Genomic DNA, 23304 nt, shown 5'->3' on the forward strand with positions numbered 1-23304 from the left:
TTTTCCTCGCTCGTCGCTACGCTCCTCCCTCAGAAAACTCGAGGCAATCTACTACAGACTTAAGAATTGTTGCAACTTGCTATTGCAATTTGCGAAAAAGATTTGTATTACGAGTCTGCCAACATTTTTTGCAAAAAAAAACAAAAGCCCGATATAATCGAGCTTTTGTGGTGCAGGTAACAGGAGTTGAACCTGCATGAGCGCAATGCTCACATGGACCTGAACCATGCGCGTCTGCCTATTCCGCCATACCTGCATGTTTATTTCACAAGCGTTATTATAGCAAATTCAAACAGGATTGTCAATACTTATTTTTGAAAAACCAATCGGACAACAGGATTCCTTTAAGGGTTCCGCTGACAGATCCGGCACGGTGAAGACGTCACTCCCCACCGTGCCGTTATCTGCCGGATAGATCAAGTGATCATCACTTATAAGCTTCACTCCAGACAGCATTGGCGTTATCGAGCGTTAACTCCGTATGCCAATTCGACCTGCAAGCCCAATAATGATCCTCCTTCATATAGGTGTTGTAATCCGGGACGTTAAAGCGCGGGAGTTCGGACTCCGGGTCGCAGTACAGCCACTTGCCGTCAACATAGACCTCCGCCCAGCCGTGAGGTGTGCCGGCACCGGTAGCGCCGACCGTGACTCGCACACGGTATCCGGCAATCTTCGCCATATAAGCAAAGCAGGCCGCGTAGCAATAGCAGTTACCGCTGTGGTTCTTGAACATATCAAGAGCGATAGCAGGCATGGTCGAGCTGTCTTTCGGCGTATTGTAACGGCGCTCGTAAGGGAAGTTGTGCGCAATATACAGATATCCGTACTTCATACGCTCCTCAAGGGTGTCGCCGCGGCAAACAGTCATCATAAACTTTGCTGCTTCGCGCATATCCTCACCCATACAGCACACACCGTCGGGGTCGGCATAGACCCATCCTGTTGAGGCAGAACCTACGATCTGCCCTTTCGCAAGCGTACCGTTCTCGTTGTAATAATAGGTCTGATCGTTAACGGTCACAAAGCCCTCAAGCAGCACGCCGTTCTCAAACGTGCGATCCACACCGTTCACGTTCACGGTACCGGTGTACGGTGATCCGTTGCAATAATAAACCGTATTCGGTCGAAAGGCACTTAGCGGCTCGCCGTTCACACCCAGATAACGAAGCGTGTAACAGTAGATATGATCGATCTCCGCATTGTCATAATAAGTGGTTGCCGTTGTATCTCCGAGCTCAATCGGTTCTCCGCCGAGTTCACGGCGGTACAGACGATAAGAGGAAACGCCCTCTCTCGCCTGCCACTCAGTCGTATAACCGCCTTCTCCGTCATAATTCACAGACGTGAGCACAGGGGCTGCAAAGTAGGTATGCGTCCAACCGGAAGCGTTGAAATCCGTGACAAAGCTGCCGGCGCTGTTCAGTCCGCGCAGGGTATAGATGCGGGTTTCGCCATCAGCAACAGATGTATCGGTATATCCTGTTCCGTAGCAGGTATCGAGACGCACCCAACCGTTACTACCCTTGTAATAAACACGGAAACAATCGACGCCGTCCATAGTGTTCCAGCTGATTTTCGCGCCGTCATCGGTGTTTTCGATGGAGGCGATCTCAGGGATCTCAAGACGGGTGATAGACTTGCCCGAATTGCAGTCGCTCATAAAACGGCTGCCGTCGGCAGTAATCATCCTGAGCGTATAAGTATATTCAATACCGGTGTATGCGGATGTATCGGTATAGGATGTGTCCGTTGTCTGGATCAGGCATGTCCACGAAGAAGTCGCCGTCTTTCGATACAGGCGATAATCCTCTGCGCCGGACGTTCTGTTCCATGTGATCTCGATACCGTTCATGCCGGAGGTCAGCGACTTGATCTCAGGCGCCGCATAAAAGGTGTTGCTCCAGCCGTCGCGGTTAAAATCGCTGACAAACTTTCCCTTTGCGTCCACGGCACGCAATGTGTAGATGCGTTTCATACCGTTCACGACAGAGGTATCGACATAGCTCTGTGCAGTCGTCTCAGTCAGACGAATCCAGCTGTTGTCACTCTTGTAGTAGACGCGGTAAGCATGAACGTTCGCCGGTTTTTTCCAACCCAGTTTGACCCCGCCGACAAGATTCTCGATCGAATCGATCGACGGCGGTACGGCAAAAACAGCCGACTTACCGCCGTTATGATCGCTGATAAGCCTGCCGTCGGCATCAACCGCTCGCAGGGTATAGGTATATGTACCGCCGCTTTGGACGTTTTTATCCAGAAAAGTATTGCCGCTTGTATGAGTCAGCCTCGTCCACGCGGATGAATCTGTTCTGCGATACACAACGTAAGCGGCTACGCCCGCCGTCCCGGTCCATTTGACGGTAATCCCGCTTTCGCTGACCGCCAGGCTGTCTATCACGGGCGGTGCAAAAAAAGTATTTGTCCAACCCGTATGCTTGAAATCACTGACAAAGGCGTTCTTTTTATCCACGGCACGAACGGTATAAACGCGGTTCTCGCCGTTTTTAACCGAAGTATCGGTGTAGCTCAGGGACGCCGTCTGAGTCAAGCGCGTCCAGCCGGAGGCGCTCTTATGATACACGCGGTAGGCATAAGCGCCCGCGTATTTTCCCCAGCTCAGGCTGACGCCCTTACCGGTATTCGTTATCTTCGTGATAACGGGATAACCGATTCTGCATGTCAAGGCGGCAGAGGACTTGAACGGACTGATGAACTTCTTTCCATCCTCATTCACCATACGCACGGTATAATAATATGTCGTGCCGTTAACGGCAGTCTGATCGGTATAGGTGCTGTTTGTTATGTACTCTTTGATTCTTGTCCAGGAGGTAGAGGCGGTCTTGCGATAGACGATAAAGCGCTCACCCTCCCATTCAGGACGGCTCTCCCACGGGATATTCCACTCCAAAAGCACGCCGCTCTCGGTGTTCTTGACGGTTTTAAGGAGGGGAGCGTCATAGTAAACATTACGCATGCCGTCATTATTGTAAACACTCGGAGCAGATGCGGTACTAAGCGTGTAGAAGCGCTCCTGCGCGTCTTTTACACTTCGATCGGTATAGCTTGTCCCGCTGACCTGCGCCAGCAGCTTCCACGAATCGTCCGCGTTGTCCTTATAATATAACCCGTAGGAACCGGGCTTTTCCCAGCTGATGACAGCGCCGTTATGCTCATTCTGAATATTTGTGATCCGAGGCGCGCTCTGTGCTGCTGTCACGGCGAGAATATCGTCATCAGACGATGCTTCGTCCGCTTCATCAGGCGCGATATCAATCCCCGCACCCTGATCGGCAAGCGGAGCCTCCTCAGCATAAGTCGGCAGAGCCGGCAGCGCAGAGAACGCAAAGATCACAACTAAAATCGCCGATACTATTATTTTCTTATTTAGAATCATACTGCTTTCCTCCTAAACGCGATAAGATAGATGATCCTGTATGTTTGAATCTAAGCAAAAATAATTCTTATTCAGAATTTTCAAGAATGATATGCTGCACAAATCCGGACCGATCTCCGAATACAGTTAGATATTAAGGTTGATATTTTCTATAAAAGAACAAAGCGGGCACTGGATAGCGTCCGCCGTCTGCCCCTGAACGAATCGAGGGCACTTCTGTCATATCATATGCAGAATCCTCCCCCGATATACCTCAACGCTCGCTGTCAATAACGCTGAGCGGGTCGATCAACCTGTCCCCTACCCTGATCTCGACATGCACATGCGTGCTGTCGTTTTCGCAGGGAATCATCCCGACCGTGCCGATCGTATCGCCGGCTTCGATCGTGCTGTCCTTCTCAACGCTCAGATCGCTGTTCAGACCGCAGTAGTAAACCGTAAAGTCGCCGCAGTCCACCTCAACGATGATTCCGTATAATTCCGATGAAGAAATATTCTTCACTGTTCCGGCACACATGGCATAGACGCTCTCACCCTCCTCGGCTGAGAAATCACAACCTGTATGCGCACGGTAATCTTTCATCGTATTACTGTAGACGCTCTCTTCACTGTAAGGCTTGATGACATTCTGACTCTTAACAGGCCAGATCAGGCTCTCCTTTACGCGCAGTACCGCCTGTAACGGATCCAATCCGCCGATATGTGCAACGTCCTTTGTCTCGGGATTGGTCTCGCTGACGATTACACTGTGCTTTTCCGTCGGCTGTTCCGTCTCGGGCTCAGGTTCTGTTTCTTCATAAGCCTCGGTCTCAGCCGATACAGTCACGCCGGTCATCTCCTGCGCTACAGCGGCAGTCGGCGAGGATAAAGAGCCGAAGTAACTTTCGTCATCTTCTTCGGGCATGTCACCGAACGACGTATATGCTGACCATACCGCCAGCCCTACCGCCATCATACAGATGGACAGGGCGATATAGAAGCTGACGCGCTCGGTCGGCTTTTTCGCTTTATTCTTTTTTATATTATTCATACTAAACGCCTCCGCCCATAGTATGAGCGAAAACGTCCGTTCTTATTCAATTATCACGCGATTATCTCAGCGCCGCAAAAACGACGGTCGCGACATACATCAGGATCATCACGATACCCTCGCCGCGATTGATATGTTTCGTAAGTGAGAAGATATAAACCATAACGGAAGCTATGATCAAGATCGCAAAATCAACCATCGAAGCAAAGTTGACCGGGATCGGATGAAGCGCGGCGGATACGCCGAGGATCATCAAAAGGTTAAAGATGTTGGAGCCGACCACATTGCCGACAGCGAGACCGTTCTCACCTTTACGAGCCGCAACAACTGAGGTTACAAGCTCCGGCAGCGAGGTGCCGACTGCTACGATCGTCAAGCCGATCAGCGTCTCGGACATACCGAATGCTGCGGCAATGTATTTTGCGGAATTGACAACAAACTGACCGCCCGCGATGATCAGCGCTACGCCGAACAGAATGAACAGCACGCTCTTGAGCGGCGACATGGTTTTGACCGGCTCTCCCTCGGCTTTGTTCTTCTTCGCCGAAATGACCAGCATCGCGATATAACCGATGAAAACGAGCAGCGCGACGATACCGATCGGACGGCTGACCGTCGCGACGTTATCCGTCATCTTCACCGTACCGAAATCCACACGACCTATCATGCCGACGCCGAGCGCGACAAACAGCAGAAGCGTTGTAATGATGGAAAACGGAAAATCACGTCTGCAGATCACCTTATCGATCGGGACGGGCTTGATCAGCGCACATACGCCCAGCACCATCAACAGATTAAACAGGTTCGAACCGACAACATTACTCAGCGCGATCTCGTTAGAGCCCTTGAGCGCCGCCGAGGTACTGACGGCAAGCTCGGGAGCGCTTGTACCAAGCGCGACGATAGTCAATCCTATAATGACTGACGGCACCTTGAAGATCGCCGCGAGCGACGAACTGCCGTCTACAAAGATATCCGCGCCTTTGATAAGCGCGACAAAGCCCAAGATCAGCAGAACGATCTGCAACACCATTTCCATTTCTACTCCTCTTTCCCATTTAACCGCTTTCGTTTTGCTTTTATAGTATTTTCCGCTACGGATAAACCATGCGTTGTTATCCTATAAACGACAGGATTTATTCCGTCATCATGTCAAAAAGTAAGAACCCGCTTATACAGCGGGTTCTTTTACTATTTGGTGGAGACTATTGGAATCGAACCAATGACCCCCTGCACGTCAAGCAGGTACTCTAACCAGCTGAGCTAAGCCTCCGTATTTATCTGACTTAGATATATTACCACATTTTATCATAAAATGCAAGCATTATTTTTCAAGATAATAAAATTTCTCTCTTTATTCATTTGAAGCATGAGCAGGGTACCCGATACACAAGCTGCGGCACACGGATCGTCATACTGTTTGTATGCACCGATCAGCTCCTTATGCATAGGATGTATAGGGAGCCGACGCTCCCGAAAACACAGGAAAGGAAAAACAATGGCTACCACATTTACCAATCAGGCCGCCCTGAGCTACAACGGCGGCACCGTGATGTCTAATATTGCTGTCGGCGTGATCGAGGGCAACCTCACCGTCAGTAAGGAAGCGATCGCAGAGAGCTACCGCATCGGCGACCGCATCACCTACGTTGTCAGCATCATCAACCGAAGTGACAACGCGATCAGCGGACTGTCCGTCAACGACGACCTCGGCGCATATTCCTTTGAGCAAACCTCTGTTCAACCGCTGACTTACGCCGACGGCTCCGTGCAGTATTATGTCGACGGCGTTCTGCAAGCGGCTCCCGTCGTATCGACCGCTGATGGGCTGCAGTTCAGCGATATCACCGTCCCCGCAAACGGCAACACCATGCTGATCTATGACGCGACCGTCAACGAATTCGCGTCACCTGAGGATGGCGCCGAGATCATCAATACCGTCACCGTTACCGGCGCTTCGATCAGCGCGGTCACCGACTCCGCAACGATCTCCGTCAAATCTGCACCCGAGCTTACTATCATCAAGACCATTGCACCGATTCCCGTCGCAGAAAACGGCGAGATCACCTATACCTTCCGTCTTGAGAACAGCGGAAATACCGCTCTCACCGCTGCTGATAACGCAGTCATCAGCGACACCTTCGACCCCATTCTCGGCAACATCAGCGTCATGCTGAACGATGAACCGCTCATCGTAAAGAGCGGCTACGCCTACGACGAAGTCACAGGACTGTTCACCACAGTTGCCGGCCTGGTCGAAGTACCTGCGGCAACATTTACGCAGGATTCTGTTACAGGCGCCTACAGCACGACTCCCGGTATCGCAACGCTCGTCATCACCGGTACTATCACAGGCGAATAATTCGACATCACACTTAACCTCCGTAACCTTGCCCCGAGGGCTGAAAAGCTCCCGGGGCTTTGCTTTACGACAGTTGCTTTAGCAAGATATCACATAAAATCGCTAAATTTTTTTTGAGAAAACACTTGACAAACGGATTTTTATGCGCTAGAATACGCACATAACAGAAAAACACCTAAACCTATGACGAAGAGTGAGTAAGCCTTATCACTTGTCACCCAGAGAGCCGCAGATGGTGAGATTGCGACGGAGAAGCTAAGGCCGAATGGACTTCGGAGGGCGAACAGAACCGTAAGAGAAGTGTCGGGACACAGCGCAGAGCAGCCTGACAGCCTGACTTACAGAGTATGTGAGACGGACTGACCCAACGTAAAGGAGGTCAGCGTATTTTTGTACGCGTGAGAGGGCGCTATGGCGTCAAGCAGGGTGGCACCGCAGGTTATATTACCTGTCCCGGCAGAAATGCAGGGACGGGTTTTTTTATTCCATTTTAACTATTATTCTTTGGAGGAATTATGAACTTATATTTATTAACAAAACGATGGCGTCGCAAATAATTTGATGAGGACGGAGTCCCCATCATGTTCTCTGTTCACAAAGCAGGGCGGCGAAAAGCTCCCCTTCCACCATTCACCACTAATCACTTACAAAAAGGAGTCATCATTATGTCAGAAAACAAAATCCCCTACAAAATCTACTTAGACGAAAGCGAAATCCCCTCCAAATGGTATAATCTGCGCGCGGATATGAAAAACAAGCCCGCGCCGCTGCTGAACCCGGCTACCTGCAAGCCGATGACCGCTGAGGAGCTTAGCGCCGTATTCTGCGAAGAGCTGGTACAGCAGGAGCTCGACGACACCACTCCCTACATCGACATTCCGCAGGAGATCCGGGACTTCTACAAAATGTATCGTCCCGCTCCGCTGGTACGCGCCTACTGTCTTGAAGAAGCGCTCGGTACACCCGCTAAGATCTACTACAAGTTCGAGGGCAACAACACCTCCGGAAGCCACAAGCTGAACTCCGCGATCGCGCAGGCGTACTACGCGAAGAAGCAGGGACTCAAGGGCGTAACGACCGAGACCGGAGCCGGTCAGTGGGGCACGGCGCTGTCGATGGCATGCGCGTATCTCGGACTGGACTGCAAGGTCTTTATGGTCAAGGTCAGCTATGAGCAGAAGCCCTTCCGCCGCGAGGTCATGCGTACCTACGGCGCAGATGTGACCCCCTCCCCCTCCATGACCACCGAGGTCGGTAAGAAGATCCTCGCCGAGCATCCCGGCACCACCGGTTCTCTCGGCTGCGCGATCAGCGAGGCGGTCGAGGTCGCGGTCAGCAATCCGGGCTATCGCTATGTACTCGGCTCCGTACTCAACCAGGTGCTCCTGCACCAGAGCATCATCGGTCTCGAGACCAAGGCGGCGCTGGATAAATACGGTATCGAGCCGGATATCATTATCGGCTGTGCCGGCGGCGGCTCCAACCTCGGCGGTCTGATCGCGCCGTTCATGGGCGAGAAGCTCCGCGGCGAGAAGGACTACCGCATCATCGCGGTAGAGCCCGCGTCCTGCCCAAGCTTCACCCGCGGCAAGTTCGCCTACGATTTCTGCGATACCGGCATGATCTGTCCGCTCGCGAAGATGTACACCTTAGGCTCCGGCTTCATCCCCTCAGCGAACCACGCGGGCGGTCTGCGTTTCCACGGCATGAGCACCACCCTCTCTCAGCTCTATCACGACGGCTACATGGAGGCCACCTCCGTAGAGCAAACGTCCGTATTTGAGGCGGCTGAACAGTTTGCGAGAGTCGAGGGCATCCTCCCCGCTCCCGAGTCGAGCCACGCGATCCGCGTCGCGATCGACGAAGCGCTCAAGTGCAAGGAGACCGGCGAGGAGAAGACCATCGTATTCGGTCTGACGGGTACAGGCTACTTCGACATGGTCGCTTACCAGAAGTTCAACGACGGCGAGATGTCCGACTATATCCCCACCGATGAGGATCTCGCAAAGGGACTTAGTTCCCTTCCGAAGGTTCCGGTTCAGGAATAAGGAAAGCACTGCAGTTATCAACGTCGTTCCTAAACATCACAAGCAATGATATCATCACCAAGTATTTGGAAGGTATATTGGCAGAAGGCGCTCTCATATGAGGGCGCCTTTCGTTTTGTAATGAAACATCAAACAGGATCGGCTCGTAATGAACCGATCCTGTTGTAAAATGAAACTTATCTATCGTATTATTCGGGCTTTGCGGGAGGGGTGCCGCCGTCGCCGGGGCCGTGACCGCCGCCCTCGCCGGGCTTATCGGGAGCGCCGCCCTGACCGCCGCTGCTGACGGTGAAGGTGATCGCCGAGCCTGTCGAGGCTGAACCCGCCGTATAAGCGACGCCGTTGACATAGAGGGTATGGCCGTTGAGGTCGATGCTGTCCGCGTCACAGGTCAGGGAGGTCACGTAGCTGTCGGCAGTCAGCGTCCACTTGGAGCCGCCGCTGAGATTGACATAGACCTCGCCCGCGCTGCCGGTCGGGTTGATCGCGCCGTTGAAGGAGGAACCGTCCTTGAGGTACAGGTTCAGCACCGAGATATCGTCGACGAGCATATCGCCGCTGATCGTCTGCTTCGAAGCGTTCAGGTTGACCTGACCGCCGTTGCTGCCGTCGCTGCCCCAGCCCGCCGCGGCAGCCCTGAGGAATACGCCGTCGGCGTCGTTATTGATGATGGCAGCGCCGCTGAGGGTGATATCGGTCGCGGTGTTGTTGACAAAGAAGATATCGCCGTTCGCGTTCGTGAGCGTGCCGCCGTTCATCGTGAAGGACGAGGTGCCCTGAGCCGCGTCGCCGGACATGCTCTGGTAGATCATCACCGCCTGATAGTAGGCTGACTTGTCGCTGTTCTTGGTGTTGTTATCGGCGTTCAGCGTGACGTTATTGAGGGTGACGCTGTTCTTGCCCTCGACGACAACGCCCTGAGAGGCGGTGGAGGTCAGCTCGGCGTTATCGACCGTGATATCCGCGGTCGAATAGATGACGGGAGAGCCGGTGCCCGAGGTGGTATAGGAGCCGCCCGTGATGTTCACGTCGCCGCCGCCGCGGTCGGAGCGGATCGCCGCCGAGGAATTGCCGGAGGTGTTCACGGTCACGTCGGTCGCGTTCATCGTACCGCCGCCCGTCGTCATCAAGCCGCCCGAGCAGTTGCCCGAGGTCTCGATATAGCTGTCGGAGATGTTGACGGTCGTACCCTCGCCGTAGCTGAATACCGCGTTCGCGTGGGTGCCGTCGGTCTTGACGACCATCTTGCTGAGGTCGAGCGTACCGCCGTTTGTCGCGAAGATCGCGGCGTTATCGCCGTAAAAGTCCGCCTCGTCGCCGCTGTCGCTGTCGCCGGTCTTGACGACCTTGGTGTTTTTATAGCTCAGGCTCTCGCCGTCCGCGAGGATCGCATGCTCGCCGCCCGTGCTGTTCTCGATCGTATCGTTGATCGTGATATCCGCCTCACTGAGCTTCTTGATCTCTGCTTCGTCAGCCGTTGCCGTCTGTGTTTCCCGTACCGCTTCGGTGGCGGATACCGCCTGCGTCTCGGTTTGGGTCGTACCGCCCGAGCAAGCCGCCATAGAGCCTGCCAGAAGCGCCGTCAGCATGAAGGCAGTCGCCTTAAGTGCAAAATACTTGTTTTTCATATTCATTCCTCCCTTGGAGCTTTATTGTGACCTTATCATAACGGAAGAATATGACAGAAACATGGCGCTTATGTGAACAAAAACTGAAATTCTCAGAAAAGCCCTCTGCTCCGAAAAGGAACAGAGGGCTGATTCAAGATATTCTATATATCAATGCGGATAACTCCGCCGATGCCGTCGGGAGCTTTCAGCTGGTTCAGGTAACGCTGAAGCCACGTTGCGTCGATAACGTTGACTTCATCGTCACGGTCGACGTCGGAAAGGATCAGTGCGTCACCGGATAGCTCGGCGAGCCCGATATCGTAACGCTGAATCAGGGTCACGTCGGGGGTATCCACCTCACCGTCCTGATCAGCGTCGCCCAGGATCGCATTCGCCCTGTCGATAATTTTAAGGGGCAGCTCAATCTCACCGTCATCGAAAACAAGCCTCAGTCGATGTACGCCGACAGAGAGCTCAGAAAGCTCCGAGCTGCCGATCGTCAGAAGACCCTCGTGAAAGATCATATTGCTCTCAATAATCGAGCCATGGTAACTGCCATCCAGGTAGACCGAAGCCATAACGGACTCTGAATTTGTACGGATCTTCAGACTTTGCGAAGCGTTCTTGTCCCGGGTCAGCACAGGCGTATCGCAGGTAATCTCTTTAGGCTCAGGCGGGGTGATCACATCGTAATCCGCATACGCGAGGATACGGTTGGCGTTGAGGCAGTACGCCTGACCGCGGAAGCTCTCCCGGACGTCCAGGTCGATCTGTCGGGTAATGACCATACCGTCGGAGTTTCCGTTAGAATAGGTCAGCACATGGGTATCCCTATCGTAATCCACGACGATACCAACATGAGAATAGTAATCGCCGTTACCCGCCCACGAAAAGAACACCAGGCCGCCGGGCTTATACGGGATCTCAAATGGATCGATATCAACGTTATAATAAGTGTTCCACGGCATCGCGTCCAGCTTATGACGCGCGAGCGGCGGATAGTAAACCAGCTTTTGATTCAGGTTGAAGGACTCGATCCATGAATCTGCGTCGTAAAAGACGCGCGGATCGACGATATAGGCGTAATAATATTTCTTCAACTGATCCTTGGTATAGTAGCCCGCTTGATACAGGCACCAGCTCACGTAGATCGCACACCAGTCATAATCGACATACTGAGAATCCTCGTCAAGCTCCATGATGTAGCGCTGAGCCCAGCGGGTATACTCGGTGTTGCCGGTCAGGTTGTCGTTCATTCTCAGCTCACTGCCGGTCCAGAGCTTACCCTCCGCTTTGGCGAGAGAGAGATCGACGCCTTCGGTCGCATAGTTCTTGTAGCCCTCCTGCGACAGCGTAACGGCGAGCACCTTCTCCATCGCGATACCATCCTTATGCTCCTCGAGCGCCTGCATCAGCCGCTGATAATAAACCGAGGTTTTGTACTCATCGGAATAAGCAAGAGGATTTTCCTCAGCTGTTGCCGCAAGCGCAGACACGCTGCTGAAAGCCAGTACCAGCGCGAGCGCAATGCTAATAATTCGTTTCATCGTAACATCTCCATTTGTTATTACGCGCGACATAATCGCTTTGAGCGTCCCGGTATTCGGGAGAACAACCGAACGCAGCAAATTGTCGGCGTCGCGCGGCGCCGGCTTCTGCCCCGACAGCAATATCAAAGATCAGCCCGGGTATATTGAAGCAGCTCCGGTCATCCGTAAAAACGGGCATCCGGAGCTGATTTATCTCAGGTCACTTTACGGGGACGCAGTACTCGTCGTTGATCCTCTGCACCTTTTTCACACGGCGGACATACTTCTCTGCAGTCAGCGGATCGGTCGTCATAAAGGTCTTGACGATCTCCTGAGCGATCAAACCGCCGATGATCTTCGCGCCGAGGCACAAAACGTTCGCGTCGTTATGCTGACGGGCAAGCGAAGCGCAAAACGGATCCTGACAGACGCAGGCGTAGATCCCGTTCACCTTGTTGGCGATCATAGCGCTGCCGTAGCCTACGCCGTCTACAAAAATACCCCTGTCACATTCGCCTTTTGCAACCGCCAGAGCGGCAGGCAGAACAAAGTCCGACAGGTCGCAGGACGCCTCGTCATAAGCGCCGAAGTCCACTACCGTGTGTCCCTGAGATTCCAGTAAAGCCTTGATCTCGTATTTCATAATTGTGCCGGCATGATCGTTTGACATAGCGATTTTCATAATGATCGCTCCTCTCGTAATACTGTAACTTCAGTATATCACAGGAAGCCAAAAAAGCCAATACTTTTTCGATACATCTTCAACCTGTTTACATCTCGATCACAACAACTGTCTGTCCGATCTCTTCATCCATGGGTATCACGATCAACGCGTCGTTTCTGACTGCGATATCGGTCACATCGCCGCCGTTGACCGTGATTTTTTTCGGTAGGTCATCAGATACGAAAGCGAAGGTATCCGCTTCATGTAGGATAACGGTCTGAATATTCCCGCAGTTACGGATACTCTCGATCGCCGTAAAGCCGACATATTTATCCGTCAACCCGACAGGGGTGCAGTTTCCCGTCACGGGAAGAAATACAAACCAGCCGTAACCGCCTTTTTCAAGTCTGCAGTCGATCTTCTCATCACAGCGAACGGTGCGGACAGTCTTTGAAAAATAATCATAAACCAAATATTTCTCAAATGACGAGATTCCGTCGATCTCGCAGGGAGAGACCGAGCAGGCTATCTCTCCGTCACCCAGATTATAGACCGCGATGCCGCCGCCTCTCAGCTCTGCTCCAAATGACGCGGTATTTTGCAATTTGATGAAACCGCTCTTGAACGGATCGATGAATACGCAGTCGGCGGTAGGCTTTGCGGAACGATCCATCATCAACAATTCTCCGTTTATATAGGAAAGAGGTCTGAGCACATCCGCGTCCGTCTCCCCTACCCGGTCGCTGAAATAGACAGGTCCGCCGCTGATCGCGCGCAGCAAAGCGTGTTTCACGCTGTCGGGATGCGTCGTCCAGAACATATCCCAGTCACAGCAGTACAGCCGATCATGATACAGCGAATTATAGGCGTTTTGGAGCAGATGCTCCTTGAAGCTGTCCTCTATTGTCGGGAAGAAGTCGTCACTGTTGCGGGAGATCGCCGATGCAGGGCGGGAGAGGATGTTCTCCATCGACATACCCATACAGTTGATGATCGCGCTGTCCATCCGAGAAGCGCCGTCCTCAAGACTTCCGTGCAGAGCGTCTGCCGCTTCACCCAGCGGCAGGGTATTCTCAAAGCACAGCGGGATCGTCCCCTGACCGTCTACCTTAACGAAGCTTATGCCCTGCTCAGTCAACGTCTTATACCAGTCGCGATAAAAGCCCGCTCCTCTGTCCGGATCAGGCACCAAGCGGCCGCTTGCGGTACGGCGGAGATACGCCGCCTCCTGTCGGGCAACAGGGCTGTCGGGATAGATTCCGCTCCAGTACCCCATCAGCGCATGCCATACGCCGAACCATTCAACGCCCGTGCTTCTGCGGATATCCTCGATCAGTCCTCTAAAGCCCTCGGGAAACTTCTCGCGATCAGGCTGATAATCATACAGCAGGCGGTTCTTCAACGTCAACCAGCCGTCGTCGATGATCATCCACTTGACGGGAACGTGCTTTTCGGCCAACTCCGCAGCCTTCTGACGGATGCCTTCATCATTGACGTCGGTATAGAACGCATTCCAGCTGCACCATCCGAGCCGGCGGAACATTTCCGGGATACGGCGCTGTTCTCTGAGTCTGATGTTCTTCACCCGTGCAAGCTCCGTAAAGACCGTCGAGATCGCTTCATCGACCGACAAAGCCTCGGCATACAGAAACAGCGGCTCATGCACCTCGCTGATACCGCCGTACAGCGCCGTCAGCACAAGCTGCAGCTGAGTTTGATTGCCGCACGTCAGATATGACTTGAACCGCTCGCCTACCATCGGGACAAAGCACGCATATCTGTTATCATAGCGAAGCAGCAGAACCTGTGTTTTGTCGGGAATATCCGACAGCTTCTGTACAAACGCAGGCCGTGACCACCATGAGCTGAACATATAGATTGCGGTGATATCCCGCGGGGATTCATCCACGGGTAGATACAGTCGGATCGGCTCCTGCATTTGAAGATTATCGCTTTGTTCCAGCTCGTCGGACGCGATCGACAGATCGATTCTGCCGAGCCTGCAGCCGCCTGTCGTCTCTTCACTGACCGACAGACTGATACCGTTCTCATTCACCTCACCGTTCATATACAGCTCAAGCGCCGTCATAGACGATCTCTGTCTGCGGATTTCCGCTCTCAATTTTTTCTTCGGCATTTTCACACGCCCTCTCGAATACTAATACTCTGTCATCATTATAACATCTGTTTTACCCGACCGAAATAGTATTATGTCATTGAAAAATAACGAGATGTACGGGTTATAGCACAAGAAAGCGCCTTGCGCGTATTTCGTATAGCCATCGCTTGTTCTTTTCTCTTTTTCTGTTTTATTCGGGTTTACCCCAACTATTAACAGAGAGCCTCCGTAAACAGAGCGCACTCTTTTGATATGTTGTGACAATTGTGCTGTGTTGTGACCATATTAAAGAAGCGCCAACCGGCTGAGCATGCCAATCGGCGCTTTATCTTAGCAGATATTCATGTACACTGACACATTTATTGAATCCGGCACTTAGGAAAGAGGCGTTTCAATTGACTTGCCGAATTCATATGCGGCTTTAAGCATATCCTCTCGCCCGCTTACCTCGTTCGCGTCATTGACGCCGCCGCCGTTGAAAACTCCCGCAAAACGCGCTTTGTCAAAGCACGCGATCCAACCCTTCAGACCGCCGACTGCCGTCTCAACGACTTCATCGCCCTCCTCGGCGGACGTCGTCATGAGATACACGTCGCGGAAGCTGTATTTCTGCGGATAGAGCGGATTCAAACGGTCGAGCAGGGTTTTGAGCTGACCGCTGAGCTCATAGTAGTAGATCGGCGTAACAAATACGATGGTATCAGCCGATTTGACCTTTTCCAGTATCTCGCTCACATCATCCTTGATGACGCATTTCATCGTCTTTTGACAGGCGAGGCAGCCTTTGCAGAAACGGATATCTTTATCCTTTAATGTAATCAGCTCCGCATGATTTCCGCTTTCAAGCGCTCCTTGCAGCGCCTGACGGGCGAGTATCTCGGAATTGCTTTTATTGCGGATACTGCTTGAAATAATGACTATATTCTTCATTTGTCGCTCCTTCATAAATTATTTATTGCTTTCCAACCAGCTCGTAATATAAGTTACCGCGTCCTCAAACGGCTGTCCGAAGAACTCATGACCGCCTCCGGAGATGACATGGTATTCCACGTTCGGGAGCACCTTTGACAAGCGATCCGAATATGAGATATCTACCGAATTATCCTTGTCGCCGTGCAGCAGCAAGACCTTGCCCTGATATCGCGACAGTTCCTGATAAGGGTCGATATCCCAGACATCCGCTGCGTACTTCTTGCCGACCGTAATCCAACCGCCGAACATATCATACTGCTCAGGCACGCTGTCAAGATCGCTGAAACGCTCGTGGATATCGCTGAACAGACTCAGCGCGGGATAGAGCAGGATCATACCCTCTATCTCGTCCTGATGACGAACGCCGGTCAGCGCGGTTACGGCGCCGCCCTGAGAGCCGCCCATCAGGATGATGTTGTCGGTATCGACAAAGTCCCATGTTTTTGCGGTTTTGAGAACCGCTTCCAGATCCGAGACCTCGGTCATCACTGACATCTCGGTATTATTGCCGCCGGTCTGATTCCCTCCGACCGTACCGCCGTAAAAATCAAACACATACACCGCATAGCCAATCTGAGAGAGCCGCTCCGCGTAACCGACGCCGGAGGTGTGACTGTTACCCAACTCGTGAGAGAAAATGATCAGCGGATGCTTCTCTTTGCCGTCATTGGGGATATAGGCGATTCCGTAAATTTGATAAGTGCTGTTCGGGCACTTGATCTCCTGTGTTGTATAGCTTCCTGTCTGCACTGTGCTTTCACCTATACCTTTCTCTTCTGTCGTTTCACTCGGTTTTTCATTAGTCTGAGGATTGGTTCCTGCGCTGTGTGAGCAGCCTGCGAACAGTACCGCAAGCAACAGGCAAACGATCATGACCATCCATCTTTTCATTGCTGTCATCTTCCTTTTGTTATATCATAATCGTGATCGTTACGTTTCCGTTCGACAGGAGCTGCTTAAGTTCCTGCTGTGTTTGATCGGTGATATGACCGAGCCGCGTATATGCCCATGTATTGGAGCCGTAGAACACGACCATCTGATTTCCCGAATACAGGATAACATCTCCGGGAGAAGTCATGATCCTTGTATCGTTTCTCGGGAGAGACATTCCGAGAGAGCCGACTTGTTCAAAACCGCCGTACATCGACATATGGATGATAAGCGGATTCTCCTTGACCGCTTCTTTTAACGCTTCGACTGCTTCATTATCCTCCCACTCCACTGTGACAGGCGTATTATTGATCAGCATTTTCATCTCTGTGCTCTCTCCTTCAGTCGGCCTTGCCGTTTCTTCTACAGGAAACTGCTCGATGATCCCCGCGAGAAAACGTTGGATCAGCGTCGCGTCAACAATAGAAAGGGCATCCTCCCCCGAAACGATCGCCGATTTCATGTTCGCTTCTTCTATAGAGGGGTAGATCTGAATCAAATGCCTTTGAATCCGCGTTACATCCAGTATCGTAACAGCACCGTCACCGTCCGCATCACCCCAGATGATCTCCTGTGATTCCGTTGCTCTGAGCGAAGAAGCGTCGCTTGCTCCGGCTGTTATGATTAAGGATAATATAATTAACAGATTGATTCCCGATACGATCAGCCTTTTCATACTGTGCTCCTTTATTATAAAAATGCTCCGTTACAGACTTGAATGACCTGGCCTTTCACATGCTTTCCCATATCCGACGCAAGGAACAAACACGCATTCGCCTGATCCATCGGATCGCACTCAGGACCGGGAAAGTAAACAAAGTGCTTGCTGTATTCAAGCATCTTAGCGCCGCCGGGCTGTTCACCCGCTTTGTTGGCAAGATGCGCGGGCGTTACCGTCGCGCCGGGCGCCACCGCATTGATACGGATATCGGTGTCGATCAGCCGCATCGCGACATTCTTTGTCAGAGTATTGATCGCGCCCTTAGATGAGGTATAGGACGCACCGCAGAAGGGTCTGTCTCCGTTGACGGATGAAATATTGATGATACAGCCCTCGTTCTTCGGCAAGAATATCTTGAGCGCCTCTCGAATAAAGCGGAAAGGACCGAACACATTTGTCTGATACACATGCTCCAGCCATTCGTCGTCAGTCTCGTCGATCATCTTCTGCTCGCCGATCGCCGCATTGTTGATGACGATATCCAGATCGCCGTAAGTATCAACTGCTGTTTTGATGACGTTCTTCACATCGTCAAGGTTCTTGTTGTCCGCAACGACGCCGGTTACCTCCAGCCCCTGTTCCTTCAGCTTGCTCACGGCCGCATCAAGCTTCTCGCGGCCTCTTGCGGTCATAACGACCATAGCGCCTTCCTTTGCAAAAAGCTCCGCCATCGAAAAACCCATTCCGTAGCTGGCGCCGGATACAACAGCGACTTTTCCTTCTAACATTTTCTCTTTCATGATAATCCTCCGTAAGACTAATTCTTTATTACTATCTTGCATTTATTATACAGCACATATATAATATATACAAATACTTATATTTGATAGTAAAGTATGCATATTACGCATAGGAGGGTCATATGGATATCCGTATCATGGAATACTATCTTGCAGTCATGAGAGAGGGAAATATCTCTGCGGCAGCAGAAGCGCTGCACGTCTCACAGCCTGCGTTGTCAAGGCAGATCAGAGATTTGGAGGAAGAGCTCGGCGTTACCCTCTTTGAGCGCGGCAGCAGAAGGATCAAACTGACGGAGGAAGGCATGATCCTACGACGCAGAGCAGAGGAAATGGTGCGTTTGATGCAGATGACTCAAAGTGAGATCAATCAAGTGCAGCACAACATTTACGGCGAAGTACATATCGGCGCAGGCGAATACTTAGCCTTTCACCATATATCCGAGATCGCGGGCAGCATTCACAATGAATATCCCGATATCCGCTTCACGATCACCAGCGGCGACACAGCCGATTTGATGGAACAGCTCGATGAAGGTCTGATAGATATTGCGTTGATATTCACTGATTACGACCACAGTCAATATCATGGGATCCGTTTGCCAAAGGACGATAAACTCGGCTTGCTAATGAAAAAAGGCGACCCTCTCGAAGAGAAAGAATCAATCACATCAGCCGACCTCAACAAGCTCCCTTTGATCATTCCCCGTGCGGCATACCGGTTTCTTTCCTCCGACCCGATGTTAGCCGATCTGCATATCGTAGCCGTCTACAATCTGATTTACAACGCGTCTCTGTTTGTCGAGGACGGCGTAGGCTACGCCTTGGGATTCGATGGGCTGATCAATACAACCGGCAACAGTAATTTGACATATCGACCGTTGGAAAAACAAATCGTACAAGCAGGAACGATCATTTGGAAAAGATATGCCGTATTCAATCCGGCTGTCAATTTATTCTTGGATAAACTAAAAGCTATTATATAAATGAGGTTATAGATAATGATTCTTCACCATTACTCCTCTCTCAAAAACTCATGTTTTATAAACCATCCGCGTTTTGAGATAAAATTCGTAAAAAGCCAATCGCTGCATAGGAATATCAATTTCATCAACCTGATTCCTTAGAGACAACCTAGAACAATATCAAGCAGAGGCTCGAGCTGATGTGCAGCGGAAAGCTGACGATAACACAGCGCAAGAGCGGCGGTATATCGGTGAGAGTAATGATACCGAGAACGGACAAATAACGTTATATCAAACGAATCAGATATTTGCGGCAGAACTGCCGTTGATATATGCACAAAATTTTTTTAAAGAGGGGATGTCATGTTCAAATTACTCTTCAAAAACATGAAGGCAAAAAACTGGGTATCAGTCATTGCGATTTTTCTGCTGACGCTCGGTGAAGTGTTCTTCATGATGCAAATCGTCAGCTACATCAGTCTGCTGACCGGCGCTGTACAGAACAGCCGTCAGAACGGTGTAGCCGAGATCTGGTGGTATGGCCTGTATATGGTCATCTGCGCTATTCTGATGGCGGCGATCGAGGTCATCATCCGATTCGTAGCCAGCTCCGCAGCCGCCAATACCGTTACCGGTATCAGACAGAAGATGTATGAGAGAGTCAACGAGTTCGCTATCTCGGACTTCGCTTCTTTCTCTACCGAATCTCTGATCACCAGAACCACCAACGACATGCAGAATGTCCATCTTGCGTGGCTCACATTCTTAAAGACCGCTTTCCTGGCGCCTGTTGTCATGGTATGGTCCGTCATCCTGCTGCTGCAGTATGCTAACACCTCCCTGACGATCGTCACCGCCGTATGGCTGGTTCTGCTCGTCCTTGTCGTTATTATCCTGCTGATGATGCTGACGCCTAAGTACAAGGTCATTCAGAAGCTGACCGATATGCTCAACGTCGCTTCCAGAGAGAACCTGACCGGCGTCAGAGTCGTAAGAGCGTTCAACGCCGAGTCTTATCAGGAAAACAAGTTTGAGAAGGTCAACGCTGCCTTCACCAAGGTTCAGATCTTCGCGGGCAGAGTACTGTCCTTCTTCACACCTTTTGTTATGATGGTCATGACGGGACTCTCCCTGTCCATCCTGTGGGCGAGCGCTTATGTCCTCAACGGCATGGATATGGAAGCCGCTAAGCAGTCCTTCAGCGCGACGAACGCATTCGTTATGCTCGCCAGCCAGATCATCATGTCCTTCGTCCTGATGGTCACCCTGATCGTTATCTGGCCGAGAGCTTCCGTCAGCGCAAAGCGTATCCATGAGGTCATCACGCATGAGGTATCCGTTCTGGATCCCACCGCTCCCGTTGCTTTCAAGGAAGAGGGCACCATCGAATTCAAAAACGTCGGCTTCGCTTATCCCGGTTCGGATAAAGAAGCGGTTTCCGATATCAGCTTCAAGGTCAAGCGCGGCGAGACCATCGCCTTCATCGGCGCTACCGGCAGCGGCAAGACCACGATCATCAACATGATCCCGCGTATGGCTGACTGTACACGAGGCGAAGTACTCGTCGACGGCGTTAACGTCAAGAACGTTCTCCAGAAGGATCTGAGAGACCGTATCGGTTACGCACCGCAGAGAGGCTTCCTCTTCAAGGGAAATATCAAGGAGAACATCGCGTTCAAGGATCCTGAAATGACGCTCGAAGACGTCAGATGGGCAGCTAAGATCGCCGACGCCGACGAATTTGTTATGAAGAAGAGAAACGAGTATGATTCTTCTGTAGCTCAGGGAGGCTCGAACTTCTCCGGCGGTCAGAAGCAGAGACTCTGTATTGCGAGAGCGGTCGCTACCAAGCCCGAGATCCTGATCTTCGACGACTCCTTCTCGGCGCTCGACTATAAGACCGACAAGACGGTCAGAGGCCGCATCGCGGAGCAGCTCCCCGATACCACAAGAGTCATCATCGCACAGCGCGTCGGTACCATTATGGACGCAGACCAGATCGTCGTACTGGATAACGGTAAGATGGTCGGTATCGGCAAGCACTATGACCTTGTCAGAAATTGTCCTGTTTATCAGGAGATTGCATTATCACAGCTTAGTAAGGAGGAGTTAGGATTATGAGTACAAACGTAAATGCTCCTGCTAAAGAAAAGAACAAGCTGGGTAGTCTTGTAAGATCATTCAAAAGCTATTATGCTCCTTTCATTATCTCGATCATCCTGCTGATCACCTCGGTCGTCTTCACGATCCTGACCCCGGGTATGATCCGTAACCTGACCAACGAGATCTCTCCGGTCGGTAAAGAAGCGGTTGCCGGTAACTTCGTAGTCAACATGGATAACGTGCTCCATTACGCCGTGATCCTTGTCATCTACATCGGCGTCGCCTTCCTCGGCGGCTTCATCTCCGCTTTCATCCTCAACACCATCATCCAGAGATTCTCCAAGGATCTGAGAAAGCAGATCTCCTCGAAGATCAACAAGATGCCTCTGGATTACTTTGATACGACTCAGACCGGTGATATCCTCTCCGTTATCACCAACGACGTCGATATCCTCAGCACCTCCCTGCAGAACTCCGTAGGTATGCTGGTTCAGTCCGGCGTTATGCTGGTCGGCGTATTCGTCGCGATGTTCCTCGCCTGCTGGCAGATGGCGCTCGTCGTCGTATGCTCGCTCCCGATCATGCTGATCATCATCTCACTCACCTTCAAATTCGCCCTGCCGCTGTTCGATAAGAACCAGAAGCTCCTCGGCGACGTCAACGCGACCGTCGAAGAGAACTACTCCGGTCAGCTCGTCATCAAGGCGTTCAACGCGGAGGACAAGAAGGTTGAGGAATTCAAGAAGAAAAACGACCTCTTTGGTACCATCCTGTACAAGTCTCAGGCGATCGGTACCCTGATCGAGCCTGCGATGCAGTTCGTATCCTACCTGACCTACGCGGCGGTCCTGATCGTTGCGGGTCTGCTGTTCGCGAACGGCGCTATCTCCGATATCGGTATCATCACCGGCTTCATCATCTATGTATCGCTGTTCCAGGAGCCTCTGGCACAGATCGGTCAGGCGAGCTCGACCATCCAGCTCGGTACCGCTGCCTGCAACCGTGTATTCACCTTCCTCGAGCAGGAAGAGCTTCCCGACGAGGGCGACAAGAAACAGCTTCTCGACCACGACCACATCCGCGGCGAGGTCGAATTCAAGGATGTATGCTTCGGCTACGATCCCAAGAAGCTTACCATCACCAACTTCTCCGGTAAGATCAAGCCCGGTATGAAGGTCGCCATCATCGGTCCCACCGGCGCGGGTAAGACCACGCTGGTCAACCTGCTGATGCGCTTCTATGAGATCACCAGCGGCGATATCCTGGTTGACGGCGTGTCCATCAAGGATATGTCCCGTCATGAGCTCCGCGAAATCTTCGGTATGATCCTGCAGGAGACCTGGGTCATCAACGGTACGCTCAGAGAGAACATCGTCTACAACCTCAAGAACGTAGACGAGAACAGACTCCGGGAGATCCTCGAGGAGACCAACCTCGCTCACTATGTTTCTACCCTGCCGCAGGGTCTTGACACCGAGATCCAGAAGGAGAGCGCACTCTCCGCAGGTCAGAAACAGCTCGTTACCATCGCGAGAGCGATGACCGAGAATGCGCCGATGCTGATCCTCGACGAAGCGACCAGTAACGTCGATACCAGAACCGAGATCCTGATCCAGAAAGCGATGGATTCTCTGACCAGCGGCAGAACGAGCTTTGTTATCGCTCACAGACTCTCTACCATCAAGAACGCCGACCTGATCTTTGTTATGAAGGACGGTAATATCGTAGAGACCGGTAACCATGATTCTTTGATGGAGCTCGGCGGACTCTACAGCGAGATATACAACTCTCAGTTCAACTGATATCAGGAAGACTTGCAAAATCCTATGCTGACTCACACCTGATCGCCATAACAATCGTCTGCAATATATCCGTCCTTCCGGCTGTTGTTCAAAGAGAAAGAGGAAGCGGCACCGGCGTTATCTAAAAGCAAAGCATAATACCTATTTATAAATAATAAAACATAATACTTCTTTCTTAAACAGCAAAGAGGCTGTGAAAAAACGCAGTCATTGCGAGCCTGAGGGTTCCCCGCGGCATTCCTACAAAGCCAAGATATAACCTTGGGGAATTGCCGCGTCGATCGCTCCTCACAATGACAACTGCTTGTTTTT

16 protein-coding genes and 2 tRNA genes are annotated in these 23304 nt (G+C 51.7%); 5 read left to right on the plus strand and 13 right to left on the minus strand.

Going from position 1 to position 23304, the window contains the following annotated elements:
* Positions 1-168 precede the first annotated feature (168 nt).
* The 5 genes from R2I50_RS05875 to R2I50_RS05895 all read right to left on the minus strand — a co-directional run bounded on the left by R2I50_RS05875 (position 169) and on the right by R2I50_RS05895 (position 5700).
* A tRNA-Leu gene (locus tag R2I50_RS05875) sits at positions 169-256 on the minus strand.
* Positions 257-427: 171 nt separating this feature from the next.
* On the minus strand, positions 428-3397 hold the full coding sequence (locus tag R2I50_RS05880) for a transglutaminase domain-containing protein (protein ID WP_316608230.1): 2970 nt from the start codon (positions 3395-3397) through the stop codon (positions 428-430).
* A 253-nt stretch (positions 3398-3650) separates the two neighbouring features.
* Complete coding sequence (locus R2I50_RS05885) at positions 3651-4427, minus strand: M23 family metallopeptidase (protein ID WP_316608231.1); 777 nt, start codon at positions 4425-4427, stop codon at positions 3651-3653.
* A gap of 61 nt (positions 4428-4488) precedes the next feature.
* Positions 4489-5466, minus strand: coding sequence for a calcium/sodium antiporter (locus R2I50_RS05890; protein WP_316608232.1), 978 nt, complete (start codon positions 5464-5466; stop codon positions 4489-4491).
* Between the two features lie 157 nt (positions 5467-5623).
* Positions 5624-5700: transfer RNA gene (locus R2I50_RS05895), tRNA-Val, on the minus strand.
* Positions 5701-5925: 225 nt separating this feature from the next.
* Here R2I50_RS05895 and R2I50_RS05900 point away from each other — a divergent pair.
* Together R2I50_RS05900 and R2I50_RS05905 are read left to right on the plus strand one after the other, a co-directional pair.
* Complete coding sequence (locus tag R2I50_RS05900; protein WP_316608233.1) at positions 5926-6789, plus strand: hypothetical protein; 864 nt, start codon at positions 5926-5928, stop codon at positions 6787-6789.
* Between the two features lie 665 nt (positions 6790-7454).
* The gene (locus R2I50_RS05905; RefSeq protein ID WP_316608234.1) at positions 7455-8837 is read left to right on the plus strand and encodes a TrpB-like pyridoxal phosphate-dependent enzyme; all 1383 of its coding nucleotides are present in this window, start codon (positions 7455-7457) and stop codon (positions 8835-8837) included.
* A 188-nt stretch (positions 8838-9025) separates the two neighbouring features.
* Here R2I50_RS05905 and R2I50_RS05910 read toward each other — a convergent pair whose 3' ends face one another.
* The 8 genes from R2I50_RS05910 to R2I50_RS05945 all read right to left on the minus strand — a co-directional run bounded on the left by R2I50_RS05910 (position 9026) and on the right by R2I50_RS05945 (position 18122).
* Positions 9026-10465, minus strand: coding sequence for a hypothetical protein (locus R2I50_RS05910; RefSeq protein ID WP_316608235.1), 1440 nt, complete (start codon positions 10463-10465; stop codon positions 9026-9028).
* A gap of 143 nt (positions 10466-10608) precedes the next feature.
* Positions 10609-11994: a CHAP domain-containing protein gene (locus R2I50_RS05915; RefSeq protein WP_316608236.1), complete on the minus strand. Its 1386-nt coding sequence runs from the start codon at positions 11992-11994 to the stop codon at positions 10609-10611.
* 202 nt (positions 11995-12196) lie between these two features.
* Positions 12197-12658: an RpiB/LacA/LacB family sugar-phosphate isomerase gene (locus tag R2I50_RS05920; protein ID WP_316608237.1), complete on the minus strand. Its 462-nt coding sequence runs from the start codon at positions 12656-12658 to the stop codon at positions 12197-12199.
* Between the two features lie 88 nt (positions 12659-12746).
* On the minus strand, positions 12747-14777 hold the full coding sequence (locus tag R2I50_RS05925) for a Sip1-related alpha-galactosidase (RefSeq protein WP_316608238.1): 2031 nt from the start codon (positions 14775-14777) through the stop codon (positions 12747-12749).
* Between the two features lie 357 nt (positions 14778-15134).
* Positions 15135-15689: a flavodoxin family protein gene (locus R2I50_RS05930; RefSeq protein WP_316608239.1), complete on the minus strand. Its 555-nt coding sequence runs from the start codon at positions 15687-15689 to the stop codon at positions 15135-15137.
* 18 nt (positions 15690-15707) lie between these two features.
* Positions 15708-16622 (minus strand): alpha/beta fold hydrolase, encoded by a 915-nt coding sequence (locus R2I50_RS05935; protein WP_316608240.1) that lies wholly within the window; start codon positions 16620-16622, stop codon positions 15708-15710.
* A gap of 19 nt (positions 16623-16641) precedes the next feature.
* Positions 16642-17337: a cyclophilin-like fold protein gene (locus R2I50_RS05940; protein WP_316608241.1), complete on the minus strand. Its 696-nt coding sequence runs from the start codon at positions 17335-17337 to the stop codon at positions 16642-16644.
* A gap of 14 nt (positions 17338-17351) precedes the next feature.
* Positions 17352-18122 carry an SDR family NAD(P)-dependent oxidoreductase gene (locus R2I50_RS05945; RefSeq protein ID WP_316608242.1) on the minus strand — a complete coding sequence of 257 codons (771 nt, stop codon included), beginning with the start codon at positions 18120-18122 and terminating at the stop codon, positions 17352-17354.
* A 122-nt stretch (positions 18123-18244) separates the two neighbouring features.
* Between R2I50_RS05945 and R2I50_RS05950 the strand changes: the two genes are divergently transcribed.
* From R2I50_RS05950 to R2I50_RS05960, 3 genes are all read left to right on the plus strand, one after another.
* Positions 18245-19108: a LysR family transcriptional regulator gene (locus R2I50_RS05950; protein WP_316608243.1), complete on the plus strand. Its 864-nt coding sequence runs from the start codon at positions 18245-18247 to the stop codon at positions 19106-19108.
* Between the two features lie 342 nt (positions 19109-19450).
* The gene (locus R2I50_RS05955) at positions 19451-21208 is read left to right on the plus strand and encodes an ABC transporter ATP-binding protein (RefSeq protein WP_316608244.1); all 1758 of its coding nucleotides are present in this window, start codon (positions 19451-19453) and stop codon (positions 21206-21208) included.
* Positions 21205-22992, plus strand: a complete 1788-nt coding sequence (locus R2I50_RS05960) for an ABC transporter ATP-binding protein (RefSeq protein WP_316608245.1) — start codon at positions 21205-21207, stop codon at positions 22990-22992. The genes R2I50_RS05955 and R2I50_RS05960 overlap by 4 nt, the downstream gene beginning before the upstream one ends.
* Positions 22993-23304: the final 312 nt, after the last annotated feature.

Origin of the sequence: uncultured Ruminococcus sp. (assembly GCA_902785355.1) — a bacterium.
GTDB lineage: Bacteria > Bacillota > Clostridia > Oscillospirales > Acutalibacteraceae > Ruminococcoides.